Genomic DNA, 26,125 nt, shown 5'->3' on the forward strand with positions numbered 1-26,125 from the left:
CCGGGGACTTGCTGGCCATCGTTCAGGGCGCTCATGCGCACCCGCCATTGCGCACTCGTTACGCACTTCTCGTTACGCGCTCCGTCTGGAATTCCTTTTCCTCCCATGCAACAATGCTTCATGGCGTGAAACAGCCGGCGCGCGCCACTGCGTGCCGGCCAGCTACGCGTCAAGCATTTCTACCGAGGCCGATCATGCACACTGGGGACGACAGCAAAACTGCGCTCGAGCGCTTTCTGGGCGCCACCATTCGCGACTTGCGCCAGCGCCACGCGCTGACCATCGCGCAGGTGGCCGAACAAGCCGGCATCAGCCGCGGCATGCTCTCGAAGATTGAGAACGCGCAGACCTCGACCGGGCTCGACGTCCTGCACCGCATCGCCCAGGCGCTCGGCGTCTCCCTTTCCGCGCTCTTTCGCAACTTCGACGTGCCGCAAGGCGACGCGCAACTCGTCAAGAAAGGCGCGGGCATGGAAGTCGTTCGCAAGGGCACCAAACGCGGCCACACCTACCATCTGCTCGCCTACGACCAGGGCCCGCGCAAAGCCTTCGAGCCCTTCCTCATCACCCTCGAAGACGAAGCGGAGCGTTTTCCGACCTTCGAGCATCCGGGCACCGAGTTCATTCACATGCTCAAGGGGGTGATCGAATACCGCCACGGCCAGCAAACCTACATCCTCCATCCCGGGGACACGCTCACCTTCCAGGCCGATATTCCGCACGGCCCCGAGCGCCTCATCAAGACGCCCATCCAGTTCCTGTCGATCTTCATCTATCCGCCGGGAACCGCCGAGTGAGACGCAAGCCTTGCAATCTCGCCTGTGCTGCTTCTTATGCAACGTCCGTGCCATTTTTATCATCATGAACTAAAAATTCCTGCTGATAAACGCCTGGCGCGCACGCCGGCCCTGTCCCGCTTACCTTCCCGATTCGCTCGCACCGGCGTTTGCCTGCTGACGGTGCGCGGTTTTCCTGCCTGCCGTGCGCTGCTGCACTGAATTGGGACGCGGGCTTACGCTCGATTATCAGAAATGCTTATGAACGCGGAGCGTCGGTGCGAGCGCCTTCACAGCGTCGAGCGCCGCCCCAACCATGCGGGAAAGCGTGGGCTGCATGGCTTCGGCGAGTTCCGCCCTGTAGTCGAATGGCGCATGCTCGTTCATGTAGGTGGACTGGCACATCTCCAGTTGAACCGCATGTATGCCCCGTTCCGGCGCGCCGTAGTGGCGAGTGATGTAGCCACCCTTGAAGCGGCCGTTCGCGACCCACCTGTACGGGCTCGCGGCCATCGCATCGACAGCGGCCTGCTGCACCGCTGCCGCGCACGTGCGTCCGTCCTGCGTGCCCAGGTTGAGGTCGGACAGCTTGTCGTTGAACAGGCGCGGCAGCACGCTCGCGATGGAATGCGCTTCCCAAAGCAGCACGTTCGCGTGACGCTCGCGCAGCCGCGCAAGCTCCGCCGCGAGCGCGTCGTGATACGGCTGCCAGTATTGCGCGACGCGCGTGGCCCGCTCCGCCGCGTCGGGTGCGCAGCCGGGCTTGTATATAGGTTCGCCGCGGAACGTTTCGCCGGGGCACAGGCCTGTCGTCGTCTGGCCCGGATAGAGGCTTTCGTCGTCAGGCGGCCGGTTCAGGTCGATCACATAGCGTGAGACGCGCGCGCCGATCACCGTCGCGCCAAGCTCGAGCACAAAGGCATAAAGGCGATCGAGATGCCAGTCCGTATCGGCAACGGTGAGCGCTTCGTCCGTATACAAATGTCGCAGCGCCGCGGGAATCCGCGTGCCCAGATGCGGAATCGATACCAGCAACGGCGCGTCGCCGCGCTCCAGCGAAAACAATTCGGACATCGCTACACTCCTCTCGTACAAAAATATTGCAGATCCGCTACATCAATGCGTCTTCGGGCAGTTGCGGCAGCGCGCGCGCGAGTGCCGGCCTGATGGGGGCGTCCAGCACGCGCCGCGTCAACGCAACGATCTCGTGCGCAAACGCGTCCCACTCGCCCTGTCGATGCAGCAGGAAGAAGTCGCGCCGTCCGAGCCGTCCGGCCGGCAGCGGCAACACGGCGATCTCGGGCAAATAATGGCGCGCCTGCCAGAGACACAACGGCGTGGAAATCGCGAAGCCGAGCCGGGCCGCGACGAGGCTCAGGAGCGGATCGGTCGCGTCGAATTCATAGCGGCGCGGACTGTTGATGCCGAGGTGCCGCGCATAGCGCTCGACCTGCTGTCCGATCACCGAGCGAGGCGTGTAGCGGATCATCGGCATTTCGAGCACAAGCGTGCGCCAGTCGATGTTCCCGCGCTCCGCAAGCAACGCGCGCGAGACGACCACGACGAACGCCTCCGAAAAAAGCGGCACCTCGACGATGCGTGCGTCGTTGAGGGTCGTCTGCGTGCACACCGCGAGATCGAGCTCGCGATCGTGCAACTGCTTGCTCAAGCCAGGGGTCAAGCCGGACCACAACGCAATCTGCCGAGCCGAGCCCGACACCGCGCGAATCAGCTCCGGGCCCACGGTCGCCGCGAACGAATCCACGCAGCCAAGCCGTACCGGCAACGTGCCCGCATTCGATGCGTCGCCAATGCGCGCGCTGACCATCTGCGCATGCTCGAGCAGCGAGCCTGCCAGTTCGAGCAGCGCGCGGCCCGCGACGTTCGGCCGTGGAGGCCGGCTTTCGCGATCGAACAGGACGACGCCCTGATCTCGCTCGAGCGCCGCGATGGCCTGGCTCACCGCGCTCTGGCTCACGCCGAGCTGCTTCGCCGCGCCGGTCATCGATCCGCTCTGGCACACCGCGAGAAAAGCCTGCAAGGCGTTGAGGTCGATTGGCGCCTGGGTGCGTCTCATGAGGAATGCTCCACGGATGTTTGTGCAAATGACGCGGGCCGCTTTGCGCTCCGTCTGCGCATGATGCGGCCCTGGACGGCCAACACGCGGAGGATCAGTGCTTGCGGTGATGAGCCATAAGCTTGCCTAATACAAAATAATGGCGCGCACCTGGGACGCAGAATTTGCCCATCGTTCACCCACGGGGGCCCCATGAGCCACTTTGACTATGTCGTGATCGGCGCCGGCGTGATCGGCACGTCCGTCGCCCACCATTTCGCCGCGCTCGGCGCGAAAAGCGTTCTCGTCCTCGATCAGGGCACGATCGGCGCGGGCACCACCTCGCAGTCCTCCGGGCTGCTGCGCACGCATTACTCGGTGCGCCAGAACGTCGAACTCGCCCGCGCTTCCTGGTGGGCCTTCAACAATTTCGCCGACTATCTCGGTGACGACGAAGCCTCCTGCGGCCTCGTCAAATGCGGCTACATGATCAGCGCGCCCGAGGGCGACAAGCTCGACCCGCTGGCAGCCTCGCTGCGCGCCCAGCAGGAAATGGGCATCGAGGTACAACTGCTCGACCGCCAGACGGCGCAGGCGCGCCTGCCGATCGCCACCTTCGACGACGCTGCGCTGATCGGCTTCGAGCCCGAAGCCGGCTTCGCCGACGCCTACCTCGTCGCGACCAGCTTCGCACGCTCTGCGCGCCGCCGCGGCGTGAAGATCATGGAAGGGGTGCGCGTGACCGGCCTCGTGCGCGAAGGCCGCCGCGTGGTGGGCGTGCAAACGTCGGCGGGACGCTTTGGTTGCGGCACGCTCGTCAGCACGCAAAACATCTGGACGCCTGAACTCTCCGAATGGATCGGCGTGCCGCTGCCGGTTAAGCCCGAGCGCCACACCGTGCTCGCGCTCGAATGCGAAGCCGCCCCCTACACGTTCGCCATGCCCGCGTTCAAGGACCTCGGCTCGCCGGGCATGCTCTATTTCCGCAGCTACGGCGGCAGCCAGATGCTGGTCTCCGAAGGTGTAGTGGGCGAAACGCTCAATGCGCCCGAGACCGAGCAGGGCGAGATCTCTCTCGACTATGTGGCCGAAGTCGGCGCACAGGTGGCCGAACATTTTCCCGCCTACGAAACGGCGGGCCTCGCCTCGTCGTGGACCGGTGTGTACGACGTCACGCCCGACTGGAACCCCGTGCTCGGCAACGTTGCCGACGTGGAAGGCCTCACGGTGGGCTTCGGCTTCTCGGGTCACGGCTTCAAGCTCTCGCCGGGCATCGGCAAGCTGCTCGCCCAGCACGCGCTCGGCCTGCCCACCGACGTCTCTCTCCAACCGTACGCACTCGAACGCTTTGCAAGCGGCGCGCTGCTGACCGGCAAGTACGGTCTGGGCGCGGTGTCGTAACGCCAGCACGCAATGTGCTTTTGCATGCAAACAGGAGAAAACAGATGACTGTCCGCATTCTCGTGCCCGTCAAGCGCGTGGTCGATCCGAACGTGCGCGTGCGCGTGAGCGCAGCCGGCGCGATCGAAACGGCGGGGCTCAAGATGTCGCTCAATCCGTTCGACGAATGCGCGCTCGAAAAAGCGCTGCAACTGAAGGAAGCCGGGGTGGCCTCGCACGTCACGGTGCTGACCTGCGGCCTGTCCGCGCACCAGGACGTGCTGCGCACCGCGCTCGCCATGGGGGCCGACGACGCGGTGCTGATCGACACGGGGGCGGCCACGGCCACGCTCGATTCGCTCGCCGTCACGCGGCTCGTGGCCGCACACATGAACGAGGTCGACTACGGTCTCGTGCTGTGCGGCAAGCAGGCCATCGACGGCGATGTGGGCGGCGTGGCCGCCATGCTCGCCGCGCTGCTGGGCTGGCCGCAGGCGCTCAACGCGAGCACGCTCGACGCCATCGACGGCGGCTGGCGCGCGAGCTGTGGCGACGATGCGGGCACCGCCGCGTGGCAGTTCGACGGCGCCGCCGTGATCAGCGCCGATCTGCGCCTGGCCGAGCCGCGCCGCGTGACGCTGCCGAGCATCGTCAAGGCAAAGCAGAAGGCGCTCGCCACGCGCGAAGCGGCGGCGCTCGGCGGCGTGTCGAACGCCCGCAGCCACGTGCTGAAACTGAACGATCCGCCCGTGCGCGGGCCTGGCGTGAAAGCGGACAGTGTCGAAGCGCTGCTCGCAGCGCTCGCCGATCAACGCGTATTCGAAACCGTGGGAGTTTGACTATGAGAACGCTGGTCCTGGCCGACACCGACGTGGGATCGATTTCCAATGTGACGCTGCGCGTGCGCGGAGCAGCACGGTGCCGCGCCGTGGTGCGTGAGCATCGCGACCCTCGATGGCCCCGCGAAGTTCTCGCAGTTCGCAGGCTACGACCGTACGCTGCTGCCCCATCGACGCCGCAGCGATCGACCTGCATTCGCAGGACGGTCAGTTGCTGGCGCGCGCCGGCCAGCCAGTGCATTTTTCCGGTAATCGTGAGTCTCGCCGGACAGTGGAATGTGGAGAGCGCGTTACAAGGCGCGCAACTTCAAGCAGTGGATGAGCAAGGGCCTGTACCTGGGCACGCTGATGGTGGGCATCGAGCAGAAGCTGCTGGGCGGCAACGTGCCGTGGACGCTGCATCACCAGCATCACTTCACCCGGCTGATTCCGGTGGCCTCGCATCTGCGAAGCGTTCCGTATCTGCGAAGCGCCCCGCATCGATCGCGCGTATGGCGTACTCGACCGTCTCCTGATGTGCGTCGTCCGCGCTCGCCCAGCGCTGTGCGACGCAAGGCAGGTGCCAGTCCTCGACCGTCTGCTCGCCGCGCCGGATACGCACAATGGCCATGTACCTGCCTGATCCCTGCGGAAGTACGCAGTGCCGCACAGCAATAGCGCTGGTTTCGATCGCGAAGCCTTTCCAGTTCTGATTGCGTGTATCGTCCATGGTTGTCTGAGCGCATGTGCCGAAACGGCGCGGACCCGGCGGCCTGCGCCGCACGACCGGAAACATTCCTGTGCATGTGCCTAACCAACGCTCACCTCGATACGACGGGGTTTCGCTTCCTCACGGCGAGGGATAGTCAGCCTGAGCACGCCATCGCGCAGTTGCGCGTCGATGCGCGAAACGTCGAAGTCCGGGCTGAGCGCGAAGGCGCGCCGGAATTGCGGGTGGCGAACTTCGCCATGCTGCAGCCTCAGCCCGGATGGTGTCGGAATCACCGCCTCCGCCTCGATGGTCAGATTGCCGTCCTGTACCCGCACATCGAGCTTCTCGCGCGGTACCCCCGGCAGGTCCGCATATAGCGTGATGCCCCTGCTGTCCTCCAACACGTCGACTGCGGGCGTGAGGCGGGCCGGCTGCTTCGCGGGTTCGCCGCGCTCACGGTCGGCGATGTCGTTGCGCGTCGCACCCGTGGCCAGTTCAGTGCGGTCGTTCATGGTGTCCTCCGTGATCTCATGGTTCACACCGTGCTCACTGCACGGTGACCGCGCGCGGCTTCGACGCCTCGGAACGTCCGATGCTGATGGTCAGGCAACCATTTGCATAGCGCGCATTGACGTTCCCGGGATCCGCGTGCTGGGGCAGCTCGATGACGCGCCGGAACGCGCCCATGAAGCGTTCGCTGGCATACACGCGCGTATCGTCACCCGCTTGCTGCTCGGGCGGCCTGCGTTCACCACTGATCGTCAGCAGTCCTTTATCAATCGAGACGTCGATCGCCGCCGGATCGAGCCCCGGTGCAAACGCAACGATCTCGACACTGTCGTCGGTGCTGCCGATGTTGAGTAGCGGAAACGTCTCGGTGCGCGTAGCGCGCAGGCTTGCGGGAAACCCCGCAAAGAGGCTGGCCATCTGCCGTTGCAGGCGGTCGAATTCGCCCAGCAGATCGGTGCTGAAGAAGGGATCGCTCATGACTGGCTCCTGGAAAACCGGGGCCGACACGGAGGACGAACGGAACCACGCGCCGAATGGAACCACGCGCTCCAGTCCGCCTGTCCGTGGGAAACCCCGCCGACAAACAAATCGAAACACGCAGCGCTTGTCGCGACTGCCTGAGCGATGGATAAAATAGCGCATGGAACGGAAATTTCAAGAGGCGCCGCAGCATGTCACGAGCGAAGTTTCATAGACGATGGCGACAGGCTTCAGGGACCGGCGCGAGTTTGCGCACGCCGCTGCGTCCCGTGGCCGCTGCGACGCACAACCCCCGGTTTGATGTGGGCCGTACTGGATTCGAACCAGTGACCAACGGATTAAAAGTCCGCTGCTCTACCAGCTGAGCTAACGACCCGGTCGACTTTTACCCTCGCCGTCACAGCGCTTTCGCGTCCTTGCCCTAACCGATATCGATCGTCCGGCGCGCGGACGGCGCTGGTTCCATTTTCGGAATGGTCAGCGTGAGAACCCCATTGTCGAACTTCGCCAGAGCGCGACCGGGATCGGCGTATTCCGGCATCGGAATCGTGCGCACGAAGCGCCCGTGGGCACGCTCCAGCCTGTAGCAGCCGTTCTCCTCACTGTGTACATCCTGCTTCTTCTCACCTTGGAGCACGATCGCGCCGTCCTCGACGCTCACTTTCAAGTCTTCGCGCTTCATTCCGGGCAGTTCGGCAGTCACACGCAGCACCGGTCCTTCATCGACGACGTCGATACGCGGCTGGAAACGCGACGAACTGAAGTCGCCAAACCACCGGTCGAGCGCGCCACGGCCCGCAAACGGGTCAAGAAAAAATTCCTCCATTGCGCGCCATGGTTCGCGTGAAAACAGTCGCGCGATGTCGGGCATTGAGGCACGTTCGTTTTCGCTCGCCGACGTGCTTTCCCGGCCTTGCGCATCGGACTTGCGGGAGGCTGCTCGAAGGAACTTGAAGGGATTCCACCTTTTCGGATCAGGGCTCATCGTATCCTCCTCCATGTTCTGGAAGGACAACCGGATTGCATCGACTGCGCCAATTGCGCGCCCCGGCGACCTCGCGATCCGTAAAGGGTAGCCGCAAGCGCCAGTGATTTCGCACCGGAGTATGGCTGCATGACAGCAACGCTTGTCGCGGCTGCCGGAACGATGCATAAAATAGCCCATGGAACGGAAATTTCAAGTGGTCTTTGCAACATGCCACAGGAGGCTTCATGGACCTATTCGACAGGCTTCGGGAACAGGCCGAAAGCGTGCGCCTGCCGCTCTTCGCGGTCACTGTCAGCGCCGCTGCGCGGGTCAATACGCCGCTCATCGCGATACTCCACTGGCACGGTTTCCGGCGCGCAACGCCGCTCATGCTGCCCGGCGTGGAGATACCGGCGCGGCCAGTCCCCGGCACCGCCATCCAGATTGATGCGCCCTGGCAGAGCGTGGAAGCCGTCGACGCCATGCTGCTCGACGCGGCCTGGCAGTTCGGTGCCTGGGAGGTCGAGCGTATCGAGCGGCGCGGCTGCAATGCGATCGGCGCCGGCGCTGCCGAAGCGCTCGCCTGCCGCCAGGCGTTTGGCGACTACGGAAACGGCATGCCGCCCGACGAAGCGCTCATCGACGGTGCGAATGATCGCGATGGCCTGATGCGACTGGCCGCGCGACGCGGCTACCTGCGGTGGCTCTTCCGACCGGTGAAGGGCGGCGTGTGGCGGGCGCTTGACGAAGCCGACGACAGCCTGGATGCGGACGGCGGTCGGCAGCCGCCCTGCCCCGTGGAGCCGCAGCCGCGCAGCGCGCGCAAGCGCGCCCTCGGACGTACGGTCTACCGCCTTGGGACCGTCCGCCGTATCCTTTTGCCGCGTTGAAATATTTTGTTACATTTGCGATTCGCGCCCCCTCTTGAACCGAGCGTTTGCTGGCAACACGTGCTAGTGCCCGGGTTGCGGGACCTCCGCAAAAATCTGCCCGATCACCGCGACGCCATCCGCAGCCCGTACGCCCTGGCCCTGAGGCAATACGAAGATCGGATTGATTTCCGCCTCGATCAGCCGGGAACCCGGCTCGGTCGCCATCCGGGCGAATGCGACGATCGCAGACGCCAGCGCATCAATGTCCGCGCGCGGGCGTCCGCGGAACCCGTCGAGAAGGGGAAACGTCTTCAGCTCCCGGATCAGCTCCAGTGCCTCTTCGTGCGAGAGACCGCACTCGGGATCGAGCATGCGCATCGAGGTGTCCTTGATCAGCTCGGCCGTGACCCCGCCCATGCCCAGAAGCACGGCAGTACCGAGTGGATCGCGGTGGAGTCCCAGAATCATTTCGACCCCTCCTGCCACCATTTCCTGGATCAGGAAAGCCCGCACAGGCACGCCCGTTGCCGTTTCAACATCATCGCGCATCCGGTTCAGACGCGCGCCGACGGAACCCCCGGGCACGCCCACGGCAACGCCACCGATGTCGCTTTTGTGCGTGACGGTGTTCGAGAGCATCTTCAACACGACCTTTTCGCCGAACGTACGCGCCGCATCTTCAGCCTGGGCGGCGTCACTGACCACCACCTCCCTCACTGACGGCACGCCAAACCGTGCGAACAGCGCTTTCGCCTGTGCTTCATCGAGCGAGCCTGAGGGAAGTTCGCTCTGGTCGAAATGAACACGCGCGGGCGGTGTCGGCCCCGAACGCCCCGTATGCAACGTCTGGCCATACCGCCACATCGCTTCGATCGCGCTCGTTGCACTTTCAGGGCTCGTGAACGCCGGGACACCCTCACCGTTCAGCAAACGGGTAATCGCCGGCGCGTGCGGACTCACGTACGCGACTACCGGCTTGTTCGTGCCTGGCAGGGAATCGCGAATCGCCCCCGCCATCAGATCGGGCATTGCCAGTCCCGATGATCCGACAATCACGGCGACTGCATCATAGCTGGGACTGTCAAGCAAGGTTCGAATCGCACCACGCAACAACTCGGGCTGCAGGCCGGCAAGCGTGACGTCGATCGGGTTGCGATCGAGCACGGCGTGGTCACCTGTTTGCAGGGCCCGCAAACAGGCCGCCGTCGCATCGTCGGGAGCGGGCGTTTCAAAGCCGGCGACACCCAGACTGTCGGCAACAAGGGTGCCCGCGCCGCCGGTCGAAGTCAGAATCGCGACGCGCTTACCCGCTGGCCGCCGGCCGATGGAGAGTGCATTGGGAAGGTCCAGCAGGTCCGCAAAAGTAGCCGCCCGGATCACGCCAGTCTGGCGGAACAACGCGTCGTACATGCGATCCGAGCCGGCAAGCGCACCCGTGTGCGACACGGCCGAACGTGCCCCCGACTCCGACCGGCCAATCTTGAACGCAACCACGGGCTTGCCCGCTTGCGCGGCGCGCAGTGCGGCGGCGCGAAATTTCTCCGGATGGCGTATCGCTTCCATATACAGCGCAATGACGGAGGTTGGGTCGTCGTCGATGAGATAGTCGATGAAATCCGCCATATCCAGATCGGCTTCGTTGCTGGTCGATACCAGCTTCGAGAGTCCAATGCCGCACGCGGCCGCGCGCGACAGCAGCGCGCCGAGAATGCCGCCGCTCTGGGACACCACACCGATAGAGCCCGCGCGGAACCCATTCGTTTCCAGCGCGCCGCTTGCCGAGAGTGTGATGCGGTCAGTCAGGTTGACAAGGCCGATGGTATTGGGACCAAGCAGCCGCATCGAGCCTGCCGCCTCCAGCAGTTTCGCCTGGCGTTGCGCGCCTTGCGCGCCCGTCTCCGCATAGCCGCTTGCGAGCACGATCGCCGCGCGCGTGCCGCGCTTCGCCAATTCCGCGACTGCGGTATGCGCACGCTCCGCACCGAGCAGCACGATACCGACGTCGGGCGCAGCGGGCAGCGACGCGACGTCCGCATAGCACGTCAGCCCTCCGATGGCGTCGTAGCGCGGATTGACTGGATAGACGGTTCCTGCGAAGCCGTGCTTCTTCAGGTAGGCCACGGGCCGGCCGGACGTCTTCGAGGGATCGGACGATGCACCGATCACCGCGACACTTTCCGGACGCATCAGATGGGCGATTGCGTTCATGTCGGTTTCCATTCTCATTGCGCCTTGTTCAGGAAAGCGTGCACCGCTTCGCGATGCTCACGGCTCGTATAGCAGACCGCTTGCGCCTGGCTGCCCTGAGCAAATACCTGACTGGCGGACAGTTCATAGCTCTGGTTCAGTAGCGTCTTGCCAAGCGCTAGCGCCGTCGCGGAACCCTGGCCAAGCTCCTGCGCCCAGGCTTGTGCCTCCTCGAGCAACCGCTGCGGAGCACATACGCGATCGGCGATACCGAGGTCGAGCGCTTCCTTCGCATCGACCCGGCGGCCGCTGAAAATCAAGTCCTTCGCGCGCGGCAACCCCACGCGCCGCGGAAGAAAATACAGGCCGCCGCCATCCGGAATCAAACCGCGCCGGATGTAGCTCCATGCAAAACTGGCGTATTCCGAGGCGATGACGAAATCGCAGGCCAACGCCATGTCGGCGCCAAGACCCGCCGCTGCCCCGTTCACTGCTGCGATGATCGGCTTGGGCATCGAATAGAGCAGGTTCACGCTGTGATGCACGCGCTGTTGCCGGGACCAGCCGTTGAACGCGACCTCACCCGTCGGCGCGTTCATGCGCTGCGCCATGCCGCCCACGTCACCGCCTGCACAGAAGCCTTTGCCATTGCCAGTCAACACGACGGCTCGCACTTCCGGATCGGACGATACGTTTTCGAGCGCGTGAATGAGTTCAGTGCGCATGTCGTCGGTAATTGCGTTGCGCTTTTCCGGGCGGTCTAGCGTAATGACCGCGACGCCGGACTCCACTGCAAGTTGAATCATTGGGGTATTCATGAGGGTGATGCCTGTTCGGTGTGGACGATCTGAGTTGGGTGCCGGCGCTGCCGCACAGGCAGCGTCTCGTGTGATGGAGCATAGCGTTGGCTGTCTCGATTCGAACGGGGGTCGTTCCACTGTGTGAAACAGGAGCTCTTTCACGCTCGACATGGCGAACCACGGCTCACTGCGGCTCGGGGGCCTTGACCGGATCACGACCGACCTCTTTGAAGGCGCTCCTCGCCCCGGGAGTTTGCAGGTAACGGATCAGAGCCCTTGCGGCGTCGGGCTTGGCGGCGTCGCGAGCGACGGCTGCGGAAATCGATCAGCCTGTTGCCGGTTGACTTCTCGAACGCCGGAGCGATCGTTTTAAACGCCGCTGACAAGGCGCCGGTTGCGAGAACGTGGATGTCTGCGGCCTGCGCGCTCACTGCACCGCACAGCGCGACCAGCATCGGTGCGACAATCCGTAGACCGACACGCCTGACCGGAATATTCATAACTTTTCAATGCTCCTGTTGATGAAGACAATTCATGCCGGACCGCGACGGTCCTCGCCGCTTCGGTTGTGCGAGTCTCGCTGCTGCCCCGTCACTGCGCGTGTCGCGCAACACCTCACGTCGATACGATGAACGCTTCCGAAAAGATGCCTCGCCATGCCTCTGAAACCGTGTTGAACCGCTCCCTCGAACGAGGGCTGCTATTGCTGCGAGCTTTCGGGCCGGGTGCAGACGCGCTCGGCAACGGCGACTTCGTCGAACGCACCGGATTGCCGAAATCCACAGTGAGCCGCCTTGCTCGCACGCTGGTGGAGTGCGGCTTTCTCCAGCACGATGCGGTGCGCCAGGTCTACCGGCTTGGCATTCCGGTACTGAGCGTGGCCCATGCGATGCGCACGGGCTCCAGAATCCTGCAGGCCAGCACGCCACTCATGCGCGAAGTCGCCCAGAAGCGCCAGATCAACGTGGGACTTGCAGCGGCCGACGGCGACGACATGGTCTATCTCGAATCCTTTCGCTATAACCAGCGAGCTTCGCTGCGCACGGTCGTCTCCGGCCAGCGGGTACCGATGGAGCTGACCGCGCTGGGACGCGCACACTTGTCGACCCTGGGCGATGACGAACGCGCGCAGCGGCTTGCATCGCTGGAGCGCCGCGGCAGCCAGCACTGGAAGCCAATCCGGCGGCAGATCCTCGAGGCAATCGATCACGTTCGTCGTCTTGGCTACTGTGTGGCGAGCTGGCAGCCCGAAGTTGTCGCACTTGCGACGCCGTTGACGGTACCTGGGCATCCGCCAGTCATGCTGAATTTCAGTGTGCGCACGACCGATACCCCATCAGACGTCTCGACCGCCCTCGCGGCCCCGCTGCTGCAGTTGCGCGACGCCATCGTTCATGCGATGGCGGTGCTGGAAGACGACTGAGTCATCGCTCGCTGACCGAGCGCTTCGGTACGCCGAGCACGACGGCCAGGCCACCGAGCAGGGAAACGAGCGCGACGGCGTAAAGCCCCATCGCCGTGCTGCCCAGACGCGAGGACGCAAGACCGATGACCGTCGGCGCAAAGATGCCGCCAAACTGCCCAAGACTGCTGATCAGGCCAATCCCGCTCGCTGCCACGGCCGGTTTCAGATAGGCCGGCGGCAAGGTCCAGAAGAGCGAAAGCATGCCGAGATAGCCAGCCGTAGCGACGCACAGCAGCACCATCAACGCGCCAACGTCATGCGCAAACAACGGCAGCAACACGACCCCGGCTGCGGCAAGCGTTGCACTGACCATGAAATGCCAGCGCCGTTCGAGCCTGCGGTCGGAACTACGTCCCATCAGATACATGGCGGCCGCTCCCACCACGTAGGGAATCGCCGAGAGTGCTCCGATATGCCAGAAGTTCGTCACGGCGCTGTTCTTGATGACGCTGGGCGCCCAGATATGGACGACGATGCTGGCCCACGGGACGCTGAAATAGGCAAACGTCAGGAAGTAAAACCTGGGCTCACGCAATGCAACCCAGATGGACCTCGGTGCTCGCGTCTCTTTCAGCGCAGCCTCACGCCGTAGCGCATCGAGCACAATTTCCTTTTCTTCTGCGTTAAGCCACTTCGCCTGTTCGGGCCGATCGGTCAGGCAGCGCCACGCAGCGATACCAGCCAGGATGGAGGGCGCGCCCTCGAGGATGAACATCCATTGCCAGCCGTTCAGCCCGAGTGCGCCCGTGAGCCGTTCGAGGATCAGCCCGGACACAGGTCCGCTGACGATGCCCGACACGCAAATCGCGCTCATGAAGAGGGACGTGACCCGTGCACGCCGTCCTGCGGGAAACCAGTAGGTAAAGTAAAGGATGACACCCGGGAAAAAGCCAGCTTCGGCGACTCCGAGAAGTACGCGAGCGAAATAGAACTGCATCGGGGTACGGACGAATGCGGTCGAAACCGACACCAGGCCCCAGAAAGTCATGATGCGCAACAGGGTCAAGCGTATGCCAATACGCTGCAGCCAGAGATTGCTGGGCACCTCCAGCAGCATGTAGCCGAGGTAGAAGAGGCCCACGCCAAAGCCGAATGCCGCTTCGGACAAGCCGACATCGCGCCGGAGCTGAAGGTGAGCAAACCCGATGTTTGCCCGATCGATATAAGCGAAGACATAACAGACGAAGAGCAGCGGCATCAGCTTCCAGGTTACCTTGCGGTAGACCGCGTCGGTCATTGAATGCTGCGCGGCGGTCGCCTCGGGCGAGGGACTTGTCACTGCTTGCATGGCGTCTCCGGTCATTTATTGGCTGCGGAATGTGAATTCCCGCCCGGACCGCCCGGTCGGATCCCGCATGAGCACGACTATGGTTGCCGCATGGAGAATGCCAAGCCACCGGTTCCACTGTATGGAACAGCAAAGCTGGCTAGACCACCCCATGTGTGAGCGCTTCCTCATGTGTCCCCCGGGGTCACCGCACATGTCTCATTCTCACGCCGGACGCGATTCGTGATGAAATGGCACGTCGCAAACCTGTTACGTTAGGGGACCGCAAACTCTGAGACTTTCGATGGAACTTCGGCAGTTACGATATTTTGTCAGCGTCGTCGAACACGGCAGCATGGGCAAGGCCGCGCTCGAGTTAGGTATCGTCACGTCGGCGCTCAGCCAGCAGATCAGCAGGCTGGAAGGCGAACTCTCGACGCGCCTGCTACAGCGAACTTCGAGCGGCGTCGTTCCCACCGACGCGGGACTCGCCTTCTGGCGCCAGGCGCAACTCGCGCTGCGCCACGTCGACGATGCCGCACTGGCCGCGCGCCAGGCTCGCCTCTCCGGCCATGTCAGCGTGGGCCTCGCTCCGAGCACGACAGGTGTGCTCGGTCTCGCGTTCATGCAGGCGATGCGCGAGCGCTATCCCGACGTGCGGCTGCGCATGGTCGAAAGCCTCTCCGGTTATCTCGGCGCGATGCTCGGCGCCCGGCAGATCGATCTCGCGATTCTGTTTCGTGAAGAGCCCGCACAGCGCTGGAGCGTCATGCCCTTGCTCGATGAGCGGCTGTTCGTGATAGGCGCGTCGACGCTGCAAGGCATGCCCGGAAGATCGCGCACGTCGATCGCGAAGCTGGGCGCCCTGCCGCTGATCCTGCCAAGCGGCACACACGGCCTTCGCGCACTGCTCGACGCCGCATTCAAGCGCGCTGGCTACACCCCGTGCATCGCCGCCGAAGTCGACGGCCTCGCCATGCTCATGGACGCCGTCCGCGGTGGACTCGGCGCGACGATTCAGCCCGGAGCGGCGCTCGCACGCGCAGAAAACGTTTCACTGGTGAGTGTGCCGCTCGTCGAGGCATACGCGACAAGACCGAACCTGATTGCGAGCGCCTCGGACGACGAACTTTCGCCCGCGGGGCTTGCCGCGCGCGTCGTACTCGCCGATATCGCGCGCGATACCGTCATGGCGGGCCGCTGGCCTGGCGCAACGCTGCGCCAACCCACCCTTCACGAAACCTGAAGACCCCTTGCCGCCTCCCTGATGGCCGCGCCGGCTGTAGCTTCTTATAGTTGTCTCAAAGGAGACAACTCAGATGGTGGACGTTCTTGTAATCGGCGGAGGCAATGCCGCGCTGTGTGCCGCTTTGATGGCGCGAGAAGCCGGCGCCTCGGTCCTGCTTCTCGAATCGGCACCGCGCGAATGGCGCGGCGGAAATTCCCAGCACACTCGCAATCTGCGCTGCATGCACGACGCGCCGCAAGACGTGCTGTTTGATGCTTATCCGGAAGAGGAATATTGGCAAGACTTGCTCAAGGTGACCGGCGGCATCACGAATGAGGCGCTCGCGCGGCTCGTGATCCGGGCATCATCGACGTGCCGTCCGTGGATGCGCAAGCACGGCGTGCGCTTTCAGCCGCCGCTTTCCGGCGCCCTGCATGTCGCGCGGACCAATGCGTTCTTCATGGGCGGCGGCAAGGCGCTCGTGAATGCCTACTACCGCAGCGCCGAAGCGCTCGGGGTGCAGATCCGCTACGACACGCCAGTCGACGCAATCGAACTCGACGCAGGCCGCTTCGTCGCAGCGCGCAGCGGCGTGCAACGTTTCGAGGCGCGCGCCTGCGTGCTCGCGGCCGGCGGATTCGAATCTAATCGCGAGTGGCTGAGAGAAGCGTGGGGACAGAACGAGCGCGGCGAATGGCCCGCCGACAACTTTCTCATTCGCGGCACGCGCTTCAATCAGGGCCTGCTGCTCAAGCACATGATCGACACAGGTGCGGATACGATTGGCGATCCGTCGCAGTCGCACTGCGTCGCCATCGACGCCCGCGCGCCGCTCTATGATGGCGGCATCTGCACGCGTATCGACTGCGTGTCACTCGGCGTAGTCGTCAATCGCGACGCTCAGCGTTTTTACGACGAGGGCGAAGATTTCTGGCCGAAGCGCTATGCGATCTGGGGGCGGCTCGTCGCGCAGCAGCCAGGCCAGATCGGCTATTCGATCATCGACGCGAAGGCCATCGGGCGGTTCATGCCTCCTGTCTTTCCGGGCGCGAAGGCTGATTCGCTAAACGCTTTGGCGCGTCAACTGGATCTCCCCGAAGCGGCGTTCGTCGAGACGATTCGCGCCTACAACGCCGCGTGCCGGGACGGTACCTTCGATCACACGGCACTCGATGACTGCCGCACCGAAGGCCTCACGCCAGCGAAAACCCACTGGGCGCGGCCTATTGATACCCCTCCCTTCTTCGGCTATGCATTGCGGCCGGGCATCACGTTCACATACCTGGGACTTAAGGTGAATGACCGCGCCCAGGTGCATTTCGGCGGACGCCCAAGTGAGAACCTTTTCGTCGCGGGAGAAATGATGGCCGGCAACGTGCTCGGCAAGGGTTATACAGCCGGCGTCGGCATGTCGATTGGCACCGCGTTCGGACGCATTGCCGGCACACGGGCCGCGATGGCTGCTGCTCATCACACTGGAGTTCAACGTGCAAAAGCTTGAAGCACTTGCCCGCGAGGCGCGGGAACTCGCCTCGCCTTCCGTCATCACCCGCCACACGGCCACGAGCGAGCCCGCCACGCCGGTCATCCGCGTGCTCCCCCTCACGCAAAATGAAGCGGAAGTCGCACGGCAGATGCAGATCTGCAATGCGTGCCGTTACTGCGAAGGATTCTGCGCGGTCTTTCCCGCGATGACACGGCGCCTCGAATTCGCCAAGGCGGACGTCAATTATCTCGCCAACCTGTGCCACAACTGCGGCGCGTGCTATCACGCATGCCAGTATGCGCCGCCACATGAGTTCGCCGTGAACGTGCCGAAGGCGATGGCCAAAGTCCGCGTCGAAACCTATGCGGAGTATGCGTGGCCCGCGCCGATGGGCGCACTCTACAAGCGCAACGGATTGACCCTCGCGCTTGCGCTCGCGATCGGACTCGCCCTCTTTCTGGTGCTTGGCATCGGGTTCAAGGGTACGCTGTTCGCAGGCATATTGGGCGGCAATTTCTATGCGATTTTCCCGCATAACCTGCTCGCGGCGATGTTCGGTTCGGTCTTCGGCTTCGCGATCCTCGCGCTCGGCGTCGGCGTGTCGCGATTCTGGCGTGACGTGTCTGCGGGACCGGCCAGCGCGACGGCCATCGCCGAGGCCGCGAAGCACACGCTTACCCTGACGTATCTCGACGGAGGCCATGGCGACGGCTGCAACGAGTCGAATGATGCCTTCACGCTTACCCGCCGGCGTTTCCATCATTTGACTTTCTATGGATTCATGCTGTGCTTCGCGGCTACGGCGGTGGCCACCTTCTATCACTATGCGCTCAATCTGCACGCGCCTTACCCGGTCCTGAGTCTGCCCGTGATGCTCGGCACGGCGGGTGGAGCCGGTTTGCTCGTCGGGCCGGCGGGCCTGCTCTGGCTCAACCTGCGCCGCGACCCGAGCCGGGGCGATCCGAAGCAGCGCCCGATGGACCGCGGATTCATCGCGCTGCTGCTCTTGACCAGCGTTTCGGGTCTAGCGCTCCTTGCGTGGCGCGACACCGCCGCGATGGCGTGGCTCCTGGCCCTCCACCTCGGCGTCGTGATGGCGCTCTTCGCCACGCTGCCTTACGGCAAATTCGCCCACGGGATCTATCGCTGTGCGGCGCTTCTCAAGTCGTCGATCGAAAAGCGACAGGCCAACCGCCTGCAACCTGGCTCGGACTAACGGCGGTCCTCGAGGCAATACCTTCGATGGGCGGCCGCACTCACATAACACATCCATGGAGACAACTTATGCATCCCTCATCGCTCAACGCCGGGGATAACGCGCATGGTCGAACGTCGAAGTTTGGCGCAGTGCTGCGCGTGACCAGCGGCAATTTTCTCGAGCAGTTCGACTTCTTTCTTTTCGGCTTTTATGCGACTAACATCTCGCGCATCTTCTTTCCGTCCACGAGCGAGTTCGCCTCGCTGATGCTCACCTTCGCCGTGTTCGGCGCGGGCTTCCTGATGCGCCCATTGGGCGCGATCATGCTGGGCGCATACATCGATGAAGTGGGCCGCCGCAAAGGGTTGATCGTCACGCTGTCGATCATGGCGAGCGGAACGATCCTGATCGCGTGCGTGCCCGGATATGCGACGATCGGATTTCTGGCCCCCGCTCTTGTGCTGCTCGGTCGCCTGCTGCAAGGCTTTTCCGCTGGCGCCGAGTTGGGCGGCGTCTCTGTCTATCTGGCAGAAATGGCGACGCCGGGGCACAAGGGCCTCTATACGAGTTGGCAATCCGCGAGCCAGCAGGTTGCAATCGTTGTCGCAGCCGCTCTCGGCTATCTGCTCAATCATGTGATGACGGCCAGCGAAATTGGCGCATGGGGATGGCGCATTCCCTTCTTCGTCGGTTGCGCTATCGTGCCGGTTATCTTTCTGTTGCGACGCACGCTGCAGGAAACCGACGAGTTCAAGGCGCGCACCCACCATCCGCGCGCACGCGAAGTGTTCGCCACGATGCTGCAAAACTGGCGGACGGTGCTCGCGGGCATGTTGCTCGTCGCCATGACGACTACCACGTTCTACCTCATCACGGTCTATACGCCGACCTTCGGCAAAGCCGTTCTGAAGCTCACTACCGCAGACAGCCTGATCGTCACGCTTTGCGTGGGCCTCTCGAACTTCTTCTGGCTCCCGGTCGGTGGAGCGCTCTCGGATCGCATCGGCCGCAGGCCGATTCTCATCGCCATCACGGCGCTCGCTATCTGCACTTCGTATCCGGCGCTCTCCTGGCTGTCATCGGCGCCGAGCTTTGCTCGCATGCTCGTCGTGCTGCTGTGGCTCTCGTTCTTCTTCGGCATGTACAACGGCGCGATGGTTGCAGCACTCACTGAAGTCATGCCCGCCGAGGTCCGCGTGGCCGGTTTCTCGCTCGCGTTCAGTCTCGCCACCGCGGTCTTCGGAGGCTTCACGCCCGCCGTATCAACGTTTCTCATCGAGATCACTGGCGACAAGGCCGCGCCGGGATACTGGCTGAGTTTCGCCGCCGCGTGCGGGCTCGTCGCGACACTCATGCTGTATCGCCGGGGCGGCGCAGCCGGGCGGTCCACATCGCTCGCCTGAACGCTACTCCTGCGTCAGCCACCGCAAGCGCGGCCGCCGCGCCGATGCGTTACCCGCTGCGGTGCTCCTCTTGCGTGTCGGCATTGATAACCATTGAACATCGATGCTTCGAAAAATTGCACTTCTCGTTTTGAGCGTCTTGCGCAAATATCGTTCTCAAGACGTTCACAACAGAGAACGCGTCGGAGACAGGCGCGAAGCGCAGAACCGCGTTTCGCCTCATCCCAGTGCAAGCCCGATTATGGCCGGCTATATGATTATCAAAACCCTTCGAAGCGCGTCCTGTACGCTCTGGTGAGCGCTTTCTGGTTTAGATTAACCTGAACTCCGTGCTCTCTGACCAGGGTTGCGTTATATCAAGAGATAAAAAAACAGAGGACTCCGACTAACGCGAAAACAACCCATACAGCAAGTGCACAATCGGCAAGACACGAGAGGGCAACGTCATCAAGTTGCCGATGCTCGCGTCGCATGAAAAAGCGCAGGCCTTCCCCTGTCAGGGGGCCGCCTGCAACTGGTCGACCCAGCTTTTCATATATGGATGGATGCTGTTTTTCGAGCCGGCTGAATGCTACGCGGGCCAGCCTCTCCCCAGGCAACCCACAGTAGAAACTGGATCAGGACATAGATAACAGCGTGGTAGGTTTGCATGCTTTCGGCCGGAGTTGGGTGCGCACGCTCATGCGTGCATCGGACTGCTTCGGGGTTCGGCAACGCGAGCGCCGAAGCCGAGGAAAATGCCTCCGGATCCCATCGGCACCACCAGCCCCGAGTTGGCTTCGGACAAAACCCGCAGCACAGCTTCGAACGCAAAGCTGCGAACGCGTCGGACGCTTCACCTCGTCGCGTCGTTGTCCAAGGTCGAACCAAAGTAGCAGGGGGGAAATAGAAACAATATAAATCTTTTTATTACGTATACCCTGGCATCCGGGAACGCACTACGTCTGTGCAGAGGCAATCACCGGATCAGCTGACCGACAGCATTGCGCGATCCGGGTTTGAAAACGGGGCGCATCACGACGACCATATTATTCTGCTTTTCTTTTGATTTTTTTAGGCTTAGCGTGCTTCGAGTGCCAACAGGGCGCTGGCAGGGGACGCAATCATGCAGGCCGCTGTATTCAGGGGGAGCATCGCTCATGCTGAGGAAGCGAATCCGTGCTGCCTTTCTTGCCGCCGTGAGCATCACGATTGCGTCAGTCTGCCAGGCACAGTACATCACCGACTGGCTGGCGAATACGTTTGGAACGCTTGCCACTCATGTGGGCAACACCGCGCGCTCGATGTGGGTCGCACCCGAAGGCGTCATCTATACGGCTTCCATGTGGGACGAGAACGAGGGCGGAGTCGCCATCTACGTGAATGGCAAGAGCGCCGGTTCCATCGGCATTCACAACGAGTTTCAGGGCAGCGCCATTACCGGCAGTGCCACCTCGATCTTCGCCGCGCTGCAGTACAGTAGGAAGTACGGCGGCGGTGCGGTCGGGCGATACAACCGGACTACGCACCTTCGTGATCTTTTCATCCCGGTCAGCGCGTGGACTAACTTACCCCGGGTCGATGTCATCACAGGCCTTGCAACGGCGGGCTCACTGCTCTATGCAAGCGACTTCTTTGGCAATCGCGTTCGGGTCTTCACCACTGACGGCGCCTGGCAGCGTGACATCAGTGTCTCAGGTCCCGGTGCACTCGCCGTGGATGCTGCGGGCAACATCTGGGTAGCCCAGAAAGACACGGGCACAATCGTCGAATTCGATCCGGCAGGTTCCTTGTCAAACACCATCCAGATGTCCAGTGCCTCGCGGCCGTCCGCGCTGTATTTCGATGCGTCATCGGGACAACTCATGGTAGGCGACGAAGGACCCGACATGAACATCAAGCTCTACAATATTTCGGGCATACCGACGCTGGCCAGCACGTTTGGCGTTAAGGGCGGTTACCTCGACAGCACTACCGGAGTCAAGGGACAGGTCGGTGACAGGCGCTTTACCCGCGTCTCCGGCATCGGCAAGGACGCTGCGGGCAACCTGTACGTCCTCAACAATCCGTGGGGCGGCGGTTGGGATCTTGGCCGTAACGGCGGCACCGACATTCATGCCTATGACCGTGCCGGCAACCTGCATTGGAAGCTTCAGTCTCTCAACTTCGAAGCCGTCGCAGCGCCCGACCCGGCCACGGACGCAGCCTTGTTCTATGGCGGCACCAACGTCTACACCGGCTCTGCAGGAGGCACGTTCATCGCGAACACGGTTGATCCGTTCACCTATCCGGCAGATCCCCGTCTCAACATGAAGGACACCACGCAGCGTGACGAACACTTTGGCCAGATTGTCGCAGTGGGGGGCAAGCGGATCCTCGTGGCGTCTGCCCAGAACCCCGATATCTTCTATCTCTTCCACTTTAACCCGGCGAGTGGTTTCATTGCGATACCGGATGCGTCAATTCCTGGCCCTGCTTTCAATACGACCCGCCCGGTGACGGGCGGATTCTGCATCGACAGCAAGGGGGATGTGTGGGCCGGACTGGACGGGACCAACCACATTTACCATTACCCATTCACCGGCTTTGACGCCGCCGGCAAGCCGAACTGGGGACCGGGCATCACGGTCCCCACTCCAGTCAGCATCCGGCCGCTGGAACGCATTGTCTACCTTGCCGAAAGCGACACCATGATCCTGGCGCAGGGGATCGTCGGCAGTATGGACTGGACGTCGATGGGGACGCGGATTGAGGTGTACCATGACTGGAGCGCAGGCAACACAACGAGGCCCGGTCCGGTGATCACCGTCACCAGCGCCAAATCGATTGCCGCAGCCGGCAACCATCTGTTTGTCGGCTATGGTAGCGTGCCCAACATCGACACCTTCAATCTCACCACTGGCAGACTCGACACCACGCTGCTCAATAGCAGCGCGGGCACCGTGGACGTCGGCCCCAACGTGGATTCGATGTATGGCATCCGTGCGTACCTTCGAAAGACGGGTGAATACGTGATCACGAAAGACAACTACGACGGCTCCAGCATCATCGTTTACCACTGGAAACCCTGACTTACTGGTCGAGGGGCTGTCTGGACAACACCGGAGGACTTTACGCGGTATGCCGATAAGGCGGCATCACGTGTGATTCGCGATATGAGTAGGAATCCTTATATAACAATGCATGGACCTGCCCAGGGATCATTCGAATATTGCCGTCGTCTGTCAACGGTCTCTTGAGCCTCATACGCATCGGTTCTCGCAGAAACCAGTCCATCCGCGAGATGGCACGCCAGTATGCGCGCGCAACGACAATGCTGGAAGAGACCCTCTCCTGTGCAGCGTGGACAGCCAGCGGCTGCGGCCTGCTGTGTTACTCATGCCCGCCAGCCCCTTGCCCTTGCATTTCACGCATTGTCGACAGTCCTGCTCACGCGTTCCTGACTCGCCTCACCGGAATGTCGGTCCTTGCGCATGTGCAAACGCCGCAGAATCAGCGTCTGCAGCCCTGGTCCCGGCAGCTTTCAGCGGTGCACGGCGGGCAACGCCGGTGCTGCGAGCGCGCGCGTCCGGGTGCACATGGTGATCGATGCGGGCAGGGTGCGGCATTCGCGATCGACCCATTGACTGGCCCAGTCGAGCCCGAACTGGCAGGCCTCGCGGTAATCCTCGAAGCGTGGACCGATGAGGCCGGAACGCTGGACACGTTTGCCGTCCTTCATGATTTCCACCCATGCTCGAAACTGGGTACTCCTCATCGGGTACACCGCGACCCGGATCTCATAGCCACGGCCATCCGTCACATGGGTGCCGTACGCGGCCAGAGAGTCCCATGAGCGGTAACACTGAATGCTGCCAGGACATGAATCGCCAGTTGGCTGCGGCAGGACGGAGCTAGCCTGCGGTGTGTCACACGCCCACGGCCGGGCGATGTCTGCCATTTGATCCGGGGAACACGCGGTCCGCACAGGGTTCGTTCTGCATGGTGGTGCCTGCCACGTCTCGGGGCTTACCCAGCACACACCGACGGTGTCACGCTTACGCTCGTGCCGGACCGGAGCGGGTTCCGGAACACAGACAAAGGTCCGGCCGGACTGCGTCAGCGTCTGCACCATCAGGGCGAGCGTCCCGCTCATCAGCCATTCAACAAACCGGTTGCGGCAGGTGACGCGGGAAGGATATCGCGCGGGCAAACTTGACCAGGGCTGGCCGGTCGTGAGCACCCAGAGCACGGCATTCGCCACAATGCGCGGCTCGGTACGAGGTCGACCGCGATTATTCCGCCGTACGACGGGACCGCCGGAAAAGAGCACGCGAAGCCGTGCCCATTCTTCATCGCTTAACTCGGTAAATGACATGCGCTTCTCCACACGGTGTCCGACCGGGCAGTCGTTTCGGATCGTCACGCATTTGTGATTCAGCTCGTATTGAGCAGCTGCTGGTTGCAGCGAATTGCCGGAACACCTTGGTCCGTGTTTGCCCGAAAAATGGAATCGGGCATAAGCGACCAACCAGGGAAAATGCCGACGCAAATTCATCGTGGCGGCGTCAAAAGACATTTTCATGACAACAGGAAATACCCGTTGGCCTCGGCTTCGATACAGCAAGTTTACCGGGAGCACCAAGCATTTTTTTCGTATTTTTTCCCGTTTTCTTCCCTGTACCTTTGCCGTGCATCTTTGCGCCTGCTTCGGGTACTAGACCATTGCCCAAGCCCCGAAACGAAGATGTAGCCATGCGAGCACCACGCGCTTTCTTCGTCTGCCGGCCTGCACTCGCCCGGTGCGTCGATGGGTTCGCTGCGCACGGACAACATAAACGAACAGCCTGACGAACAGGAGGTATCTCCATGACCCGCCTGCAATCCCGTCTCATAGCCGCTGGATTCGCCGTCGCTGTAACGATCGCCATTGCCGCTGCTCCGGGCGCCCGGGCGCAGACTTCGCCAGTAACCGAGTCAGCCAGCGGGGACATGCTGTCGGTGGATCCACCCTATCTGGCGCCTGCGAATGTCAGTGCAGCGGCGCGTTCCGTGACGCCCGGAGCAGTCGCGGCCGCAACCTTCACCGCGACTGACTGGCCGACGTTCGGCATGAACGCCCAGCGGACCGGCTACAACCCCGTTGAGACCGTGCTGACCACGTCCAACGTGATGAGCCTGCGAACGCATTGGACAACCGATCTTGGGGGCCCCATCCTGACCCAGCCGACGCTGGCCGCAGGCGTGAGCATCAGTGGCGTGCCAACCGATGTCGTATATGCGGCCACCCTGCTGGGCGACATGTACGCGCTAAATGCCTCGAGCGGAACGGTCATCTGGCACCGGCACGTCGCGCCTGTTCAATCCAGCTGCAGCGACTTTGCCGCGTCGGGCGGAAATATCGGATTCGTCGGCACACCCACCATCGACCGCACCAGGAACCAGTTGTACATCGTGAGCGGGGACGGCTTCTTGCATGCCTACAATCTTGCCACCGGTGCCGACCTGCCTGCCTTGCATGTGGCCATCCCTGATGCAGCGAATGCGCCTCCACGGACCTTCGTCTATGGAAGTCCTACGATCAGTACAATTTCATCCGGCACATCGCTATACATCGCAACGGCTAGCGCCTGTGATACCCCGCCCTATCACGGACAAGTTGTGCGTGTCTCAATCCCTGACGGGACGATTCTGGGACGTTGGTATCCGACCGGCGCAACTGGACCCAATGGCGGTGGTATCTGGGGGCCTGGCGGTGTGTCGGTGGTTCGTGGTGGTTCAGCTGTGTATGTGCTAACGGGTAACGCAATCGCCAAGCCACAGACCTTTGGCTATTCAGACCAGGCCGTTGAACTTACCAGTGATCTTAAGGTGCTTGCCTCGAACATACCGGCACCTCCGCCTATTGCGGATGCAGACTTCGGTGCAACACCAACTCTCTTTACGGCTCGTGGTTGCGCGCCAATGCTAGCGGCATTTCAGAAGACAGGCAATCTGTATATCTATGGTCAAAGCTCCATTCATTCTGGCCCGCTTCAAACGCTCAACATCAGTCAACCCAGATCCTCTGGAACTAACATAGGCCTGCCAGCATTTGACCCAGTGCTCAATCAGCTGTATATGGCATCACCATCCCATTCATTCACTGGATTCGACAACCATGGACTCCTGGCGCTCGGTTTCAGTGGTAGCTGTTCTATCAACCTGACCTGGCAACAGCCGGTTGGTAAGGATTCGGTGTCTGACAATCCGGCCATATCACCGGTCGCCGCAAAGGGCGTGGTGTACTACGCCGATGGCATCGCCAGCCAGGTGTTTGCGATGGACGCAAAGAGCGGACAGATACTCTGGAGCACCAATAGCCTTCCGCTGCCGGAACGTCCCACTGGGGGCATCCTCGCGTCGCCGACGGTTGTGAACGGACAGCTTTTCGTGGCAGGCATGGACCACAAGATTCATGCGTTTGGCCTGTGAGGCATCGGCAACTTCCCGAGTCCCCCAGCATGGGGGCTCGAACAGCCCGAATAGCTCCGCGAGTTCCATCGCACGTTCGAGACGGCCT

At 62.6% G+C, this 26,125-nt stretch carries 23 protein-coding genes, 1 tRNA gene and 1 pseudogene; 13 read left to right on the forward strand and 12 right to left on the reverse strand.

Features of this window, described 5'->3' with window-relative positions:
* Positions 1-194 precede the first annotated feature (194 nt).
* Positions 195-797: a helix-turn-helix domain-containing protein gene (locus tag M3A49_RS07450; protein WP_254339532.1), complete on the forward strand. Its 603-nt coding sequence runs from the start codon at positions 195-197 to the stop codon at positions 795-797.
* Between the two features lie 228 nt (positions 798-1,025).
* Here M3A49_RS07450 and hutG read toward each other — a convergent pair whose 3' ends face one another.
* Both hutG and M3A49_RS07460 read right to left on the reverse strand, forming a co-directional pair.
* Positions 1,026-1,850 (reverse strand): N-formylglutamate deformylase, encoded by an 825-nt coding sequence (gene hutG / locus M3A49_RS07455; RefSeq protein WP_266228121.1) that lies wholly within the window; start codon positions 1,848-1,850, stop codon positions 1,026-1,028.
* A 37-nt stretch (positions 1,851-1,887) separates the two neighbouring features.
* Positions 1,888-2,853 (reverse strand): LysR family transcriptional regulator, encoded by a 966-nt coding sequence (locus M3A49_RS07460; protein ID WP_266228122.1) that lies wholly within the window; start codon positions 2,851-2,853, stop codon positions 1,888-1,890.
* A 192-nt stretch (positions 2,854-3,045) separates the two neighbouring features.
* On the opposite strand from M3A49_RS07460, the gene M3A49_RS07465 reads away from it, so the two are divergent.
* The 4 genes and pseudogenes from M3A49_RS07465 to M3A49_RS42645 all read left to right on the forward strand — a co-directional run.
* Entirely contained in the window at positions 3,046-4,233 is a 1,188-nt protein-coding gene (locus M3A49_RS07465) for an NAD(P)/FAD-dependent oxidoreductase (protein ID WP_254339537.1), read from the forward strand.
* Positions 4,234-4,277: 44 nt separating this feature from the next.
* Positions 4,278-5,051 (forward strand): electron transfer flavoprotein subunit beta/FixA family protein, encoded by a 774-nt coding sequence (locus tag M3A49_RS07470; protein ID WP_266228123.1) that lies wholly within the window; start codon positions 4,278-4,280, stop codon positions 5,049-5,051.
* Between the two features lie 96 nt (positions 5,052-5,147).
* Positions 5,148-5,303, forward strand: coding sequence for a hypothetical protein (locus M3A49_RS42640; protein WP_416338929.1), 156 nt, complete (start codon positions 5,148-5,150; stop codon positions 5,301-5,303).
* 39 nt (positions 5,304-5,342) lie between these two features.
* Positions 5,343-5,513 (forward strand): annotated as a pseudogene (locus M3A49_RS42645) (electron transfer flavoprotein-ubiquinone oxidoreductase); the annotation flags it as partial.
* Here the strand turns inward: M3A49_RS42645 and M3A49_RS07475 are convergent.
* From M3A49_RS07475 to M3A49_RS07495, 5 genes are all read right to left on the reverse strand, one after another.
* Entirely contained in the window at positions 5,467-5,760 is a 294-nt protein-coding gene (locus M3A49_RS07475; RefSeq protein ID WP_266228124.1) for a hypothetical protein, read from the reverse strand. The pseudogene M3A49_RS42645 and the gene M3A49_RS07475 overlap by 47 nt on opposite strands.
* Positions 5,761-5,840: 80 nt before the next feature.
* A complete protein-coding gene (locus tag M3A49_RS07480) occupies positions 5,841-6,254 on the reverse strand; it encodes an Hsp20/alpha crystallin family protein (protein ID WP_254354356.1) in 414 nt (137 codons plus the stop codon).
* 34 nt (positions 6,255-6,288) lie between these two features.
* Positions 6,289-6,729: an Hsp20/alpha crystallin family protein gene (locus M3A49_RS07485; protein ID WP_266228125.1), complete on the reverse strand. Its 441-nt coding sequence runs from the start codon at positions 6,727-6,729 to the stop codon at positions 6,289-6,291.
* A gap of 306 nt (positions 6,730-7,035) precedes the next feature.
* Positions 7,036-7,108: transfer RNA gene (locus tag M3A49_RS07490), tRNA-Lys, on the reverse strand.
* A 45-nt stretch (positions 7,109-7,153) separates the two neighbouring features.
* Positions 7,154-7,717, reverse strand: a complete 564-nt coding sequence (locus M3A49_RS07495; protein WP_266228126.1) for an Hsp20/alpha crystallin family protein — start codon at positions 7,715-7,717, stop codon at positions 7,154-7,156.
* 227 nt (positions 7,718-7,944) lie between these two features.
* Between M3A49_RS07495 and M3A49_RS07500 the strand changes: the two genes are divergently transcribed.
* The gene (locus M3A49_RS07500; protein ID WP_266228127.1) at positions 7,945-8,589 is read left to right on the forward strand and encodes a diguanylate cyclase; all 645 of its coding nucleotides are present in this window, start codon (positions 7,945-7,947) and stop codon (positions 8,587-8,589) included.
* A 63-nt stretch (positions 8,590-8,652) separates the two neighbouring features.
* Here M3A49_RS07500 and M3A49_RS07505 read toward each other — a convergent pair whose 3' ends face one another.
* From M3A49_RS07505 to M3A49_RS07515, 3 genes are all read right to left on the reverse strand, one after another.
* Positions 8,653-10,779: an acetate--CoA ligase family protein gene (locus M3A49_RS07505; RefSeq protein ID WP_266228128.1), complete on the reverse strand. Its 2,127-nt coding sequence runs from the start codon at positions 10,777-10,779 to the stop codon at positions 8,653-8,655.
* A gap of 14 nt (positions 10,780-10,793) precedes the next feature.
* A complete protein-coding gene (locus tag M3A49_RS07510) occupies positions 10,794-11,576 on the reverse strand; it encodes an enoyl-CoA hydratase/isomerase family protein (RefSeq protein ID WP_266228294.1) in 783 nt (260 codons plus the stop codon).
* A gap of 194 nt (positions 11,577-11,770) precedes the next feature.
* Positions 11,771-12,058, reverse strand: coding sequence for a hypothetical protein (locus M3A49_RS07515; RefSeq protein ID WP_266228129.1), 288 nt, complete (start codon positions 12,056-12,058; stop codon positions 11,771-11,773).
* 128 nt (positions 12,059-12,186) lie between these two features.
* On the opposite strand from M3A49_RS07515, the gene M3A49_RS07520 reads away from it, so the two are divergent.
* Positions 12,187-12,981 (forward strand): IclR family transcriptional regulator, encoded by a 795-nt coding sequence (locus M3A49_RS07520; RefSeq protein ID WP_266228130.1) that lies wholly within the window; start codon positions 12,187-12,189, stop codon positions 12,979-12,981.
* 1 nt (position 12,982) lies between these two features.
* On the opposite strand, the gene M3A49_RS07525 is transcribed toward M3A49_RS07520, so the two are convergent.
* Positions 12,983-14,311, reverse strand: coding sequence for an MFS transporter (locus M3A49_RS07525; protein ID WP_266228131.1), 1,329 nt, complete (start codon positions 14,309-14,311; stop codon positions 12,983-12,985).
* A 283-nt stretch (positions 14,312-14,594) separates the two neighbouring features.
* Here M3A49_RS07525 and M3A49_RS07530 point away from each other — a divergent pair, with 283 nt between their 5' ends.
* The 5 genes from M3A49_RS07530 (at position 14,595) to M3A49_RS07550 (ending at position 22,655) form a co-directional block, all read left to right on the forward strand.
* Positions 14,595-15,536 carry a LysR family transcriptional regulator gene (locus M3A49_RS07530; RefSeq protein ID WP_266228132.1) on the forward strand — a complete coding sequence of 314 codons (942 nt, stop codon included), beginning with the start codon at positions 14,595-14,597 and terminating at the stop codon, positions 15,534-15,536.
* A 73-nt stretch (positions 15,537-15,609) separates the two neighbouring features.
* A complete protein-coding gene (gene tcuA / locus M3A49_RS07535; protein ID WP_266228133.1) occupies positions 15,610-17,019 on the forward strand; it encodes an FAD-dependent tricarballylate dehydrogenase TcuA in 1,410 nt (469 codons plus the stop codon).
* Entirely contained in the window at positions 17,006-18,220 is a 1,215-nt protein-coding gene (gene tcuB, locus M3A49_RS07540) for a tricarballylate utilization 4Fe-4S protein TcuB (protein WP_323183116.1), read from the forward strand. Before tcuA ends, tcuB begins: the two co-directional genes overlap by 14 nt.
* 68 nt (positions 18,221-18,288) lie before the next feature.
* On the forward strand, positions 18,289-19,605 hold the full coding sequence (locus tag M3A49_RS07545) for an MFS transporter (protein ID WP_266228134.1): 1,317 nt from the start codon (positions 18,289-18,291) through the stop codon (positions 19,603-19,605).
* Positions 19,606-20,744: 1,139 nt separating this feature from the next.
* Positions 20,745-22,655: an SMP-30/gluconolactonase/LRE family protein gene (locus M3A49_RS07550; protein ID WP_266228135.1), complete on the forward strand. Its 1,911-nt coding sequence runs from the start codon at positions 20,745-20,747 to the stop codon at positions 22,653-22,655.
* Positions 22,656-23,107: 452 nt separating this feature from the next.
* Here the strand turns inward: M3A49_RS07550 and M3A49_RS07555 are convergent, their stop codons facing one another.
* Positions 23,108-24,148, reverse strand: coding sequence for a transposase (locus tag M3A49_RS07555; protein WP_266228136.1), 1,041 nt, complete (start codon positions 24,146-24,148; stop codon positions 23,108-23,110).
* Between the two features lie 284 nt (positions 24,149-24,432).
* On the opposite strand from M3A49_RS07555, the gene M3A49_RS07560 reads away from it, so the two are divergent.
* The gene (locus tag M3A49_RS07560) at positions 24,433-26,037 is read left to right on the forward strand and encodes a PQQ-binding-like beta-propeller repeat protein (RefSeq protein WP_266228137.1); all 1,605 of its coding nucleotides are present in this window, start codon (positions 24,433-24,435) and stop codon (positions 26,035-26,037) included.
* Positions 26,038-26,125: the final 88 nt, after the last annotated feature.

Origin of the sequence: Paraburkholderia sp. CNPSo 3076, from assembly GCF_026343935.1 — a bacterium.
Taxonomy (GTDB): domain Bacteria; phylum Pseudomonadota; class Gammaproteobacteria; order Burkholderiales; family Burkholderiaceae; genus Paraburkholderia; species Paraburkholderia nodosa.

What these genes read in the sequence shown, in the direction of transcription:
- M3A49_RS07450 (WP_254339532.1), top strand. Translation starts at nt 195, where the DNA reads ATGCACACTGGGGACGACAGCAAAACTGCGCTCGAGCGCTTTCTGGGC.
- hutG (WP_266228121.1), bottom strand. Translation starts at nt 1,850, where the DNA reads ATGTCCGAATTGTTTTCGCTGGAGCGCGGCGACGCGCCGTTGCTGGTA.
- M3A49_RS07460 (WP_266228122.1), bottom strand. Translation starts at nt 2,853, where the DNA reads ATGAGACGCACCCAGGCGCCAATCGACCTCAACGCCTTGCAGGCTTTT.
- M3A49_RS07465 (WP_254339537.1), top strand. Translation starts at nt 3,046, where the DNA reads ATGAGCCACTTTGACTATGTCGTGATCGGCGCCGGCGTGATCGGCACG.
- M3A49_RS07470 (WP_266228123.1), top strand. Translation starts at nt 4,278, where the DNA reads ATGACTGTCCGCATTCTCGTGCCCGTCAAGCGCGTGGTCGATCCGAAC.
- M3A49_RS07475 (WP_266228124.1), bottom strand. Translation starts at nt 5,760, where the DNA reads ATGGACGATACACGCAATCAGAACTGGAAAGGCTTCGCGATCGAAACC.
- M3A49_RS07480 (WP_254354356.1), bottom strand. Translation starts at nt 6,254, where the DNA reads ATGAACGACCGCACTGAACTGGCCACGGGTGCGACGCGCAACGACATC.
- M3A49_RS07485 (WP_266228125.1), bottom strand. Translation starts at nt 6,729, where the DNA reads ATGAGCGATCCCTTCTTCAGCACCGATCTGCTGGGCGAATTCGACCGC.
- M3A49_RS07495 (WP_266228126.1), bottom strand. Translation starts at nt 7,717, where the DNA reads ATGAGCCCTGATCCGAAAAGGTGGAATCCCTTCAAGTTCCTTCGAGCA.
- M3A49_RS07500 (WP_266228127.1), top strand. Translation starts at nt 7,945, where the DNA reads ATGGACCTATTCGACAGGCTTCGGGAACAGGCCGAAAGCGTGCGCCTG.
- M3A49_RS07505 (WP_266228128.1), bottom strand. Translation starts at nt 10,779, where the DNA reads ATGAACGCAATCGCCCATCTGATGCGTCCGGAAAGTGTCGCGGTGATC.
- M3A49_RS07510 (WP_266228294.1), bottom strand. Translation starts at nt 11,576, where the DNA reads ATGAATACCCCAATGATTCAACTTGCAGTGGAGTCCGGCGTCGCGGTC.
- M3A49_RS07515 (WP_266228129.1), bottom strand. Translation starts at nt 12,058, where the DNA reads ATGAATATTCCGGTCAGGCGTGTCGGTCTACGGATTGTCGCACCGATG.
- M3A49_RS07520 (WP_266228130.1), top strand. Translation starts at nt 12,187, where the DNA reads ATGAACGCTTCCGAAAAGATGCCTCGCCATGCCTCTGAAACCGTGTTG.
- M3A49_RS07525 (WP_266228131.1), bottom strand. Translation starts at nt 14,311, where the DNA reads ATGCAAGCAGTGACAAGTCCCTCGCCCGAGGCGACCGCCGCGCAGCAT.
- M3A49_RS07530 (WP_266228132.1), top strand. Translation starts at nt 14,595, where the DNA reads ATGGAACTTCGGCAGTTACGATATTTTGTCAGCGTCGTCGAACACGGC.
- tcuA (WP_266228133.1), top strand. Translation starts at nt 15,610, where the DNA reads ATGGTGGACGTTCTTGTAATCGGCGGAGGCAATGCCGCGCTGTGTGCC.
- M3A49_RS07545 (WP_266228134.1), top strand. Translation starts at nt 18,289, where the DNA reads ATGCATCCCTCATCGCTCAACGCCGGGGATAACGCGCATGGTCGAACG.
- M3A49_RS07550 (WP_266228135.1), top strand. Translation starts at nt 20,745, where the DNA reads ATGCTGAGGAAGCGAATCCGTGCTGCCTTTCTTGCCGCCGTGAGCATC.
- M3A49_RS07555 (WP_266228136.1), bottom strand. Translation starts at nt 24,148, where the DNA reads ATGAAAATGTCTTTTGACGCCGCCACGATGAATTTGCGTCGGCATTTT.
- M3A49_RS07560 (WP_266228137.1), top strand. Translation starts at nt 24,433, where the DNA reads ATGACCCGCCTGCAATCCCGTCTCATAGCCGCTGGATTCGCCGTCGCT.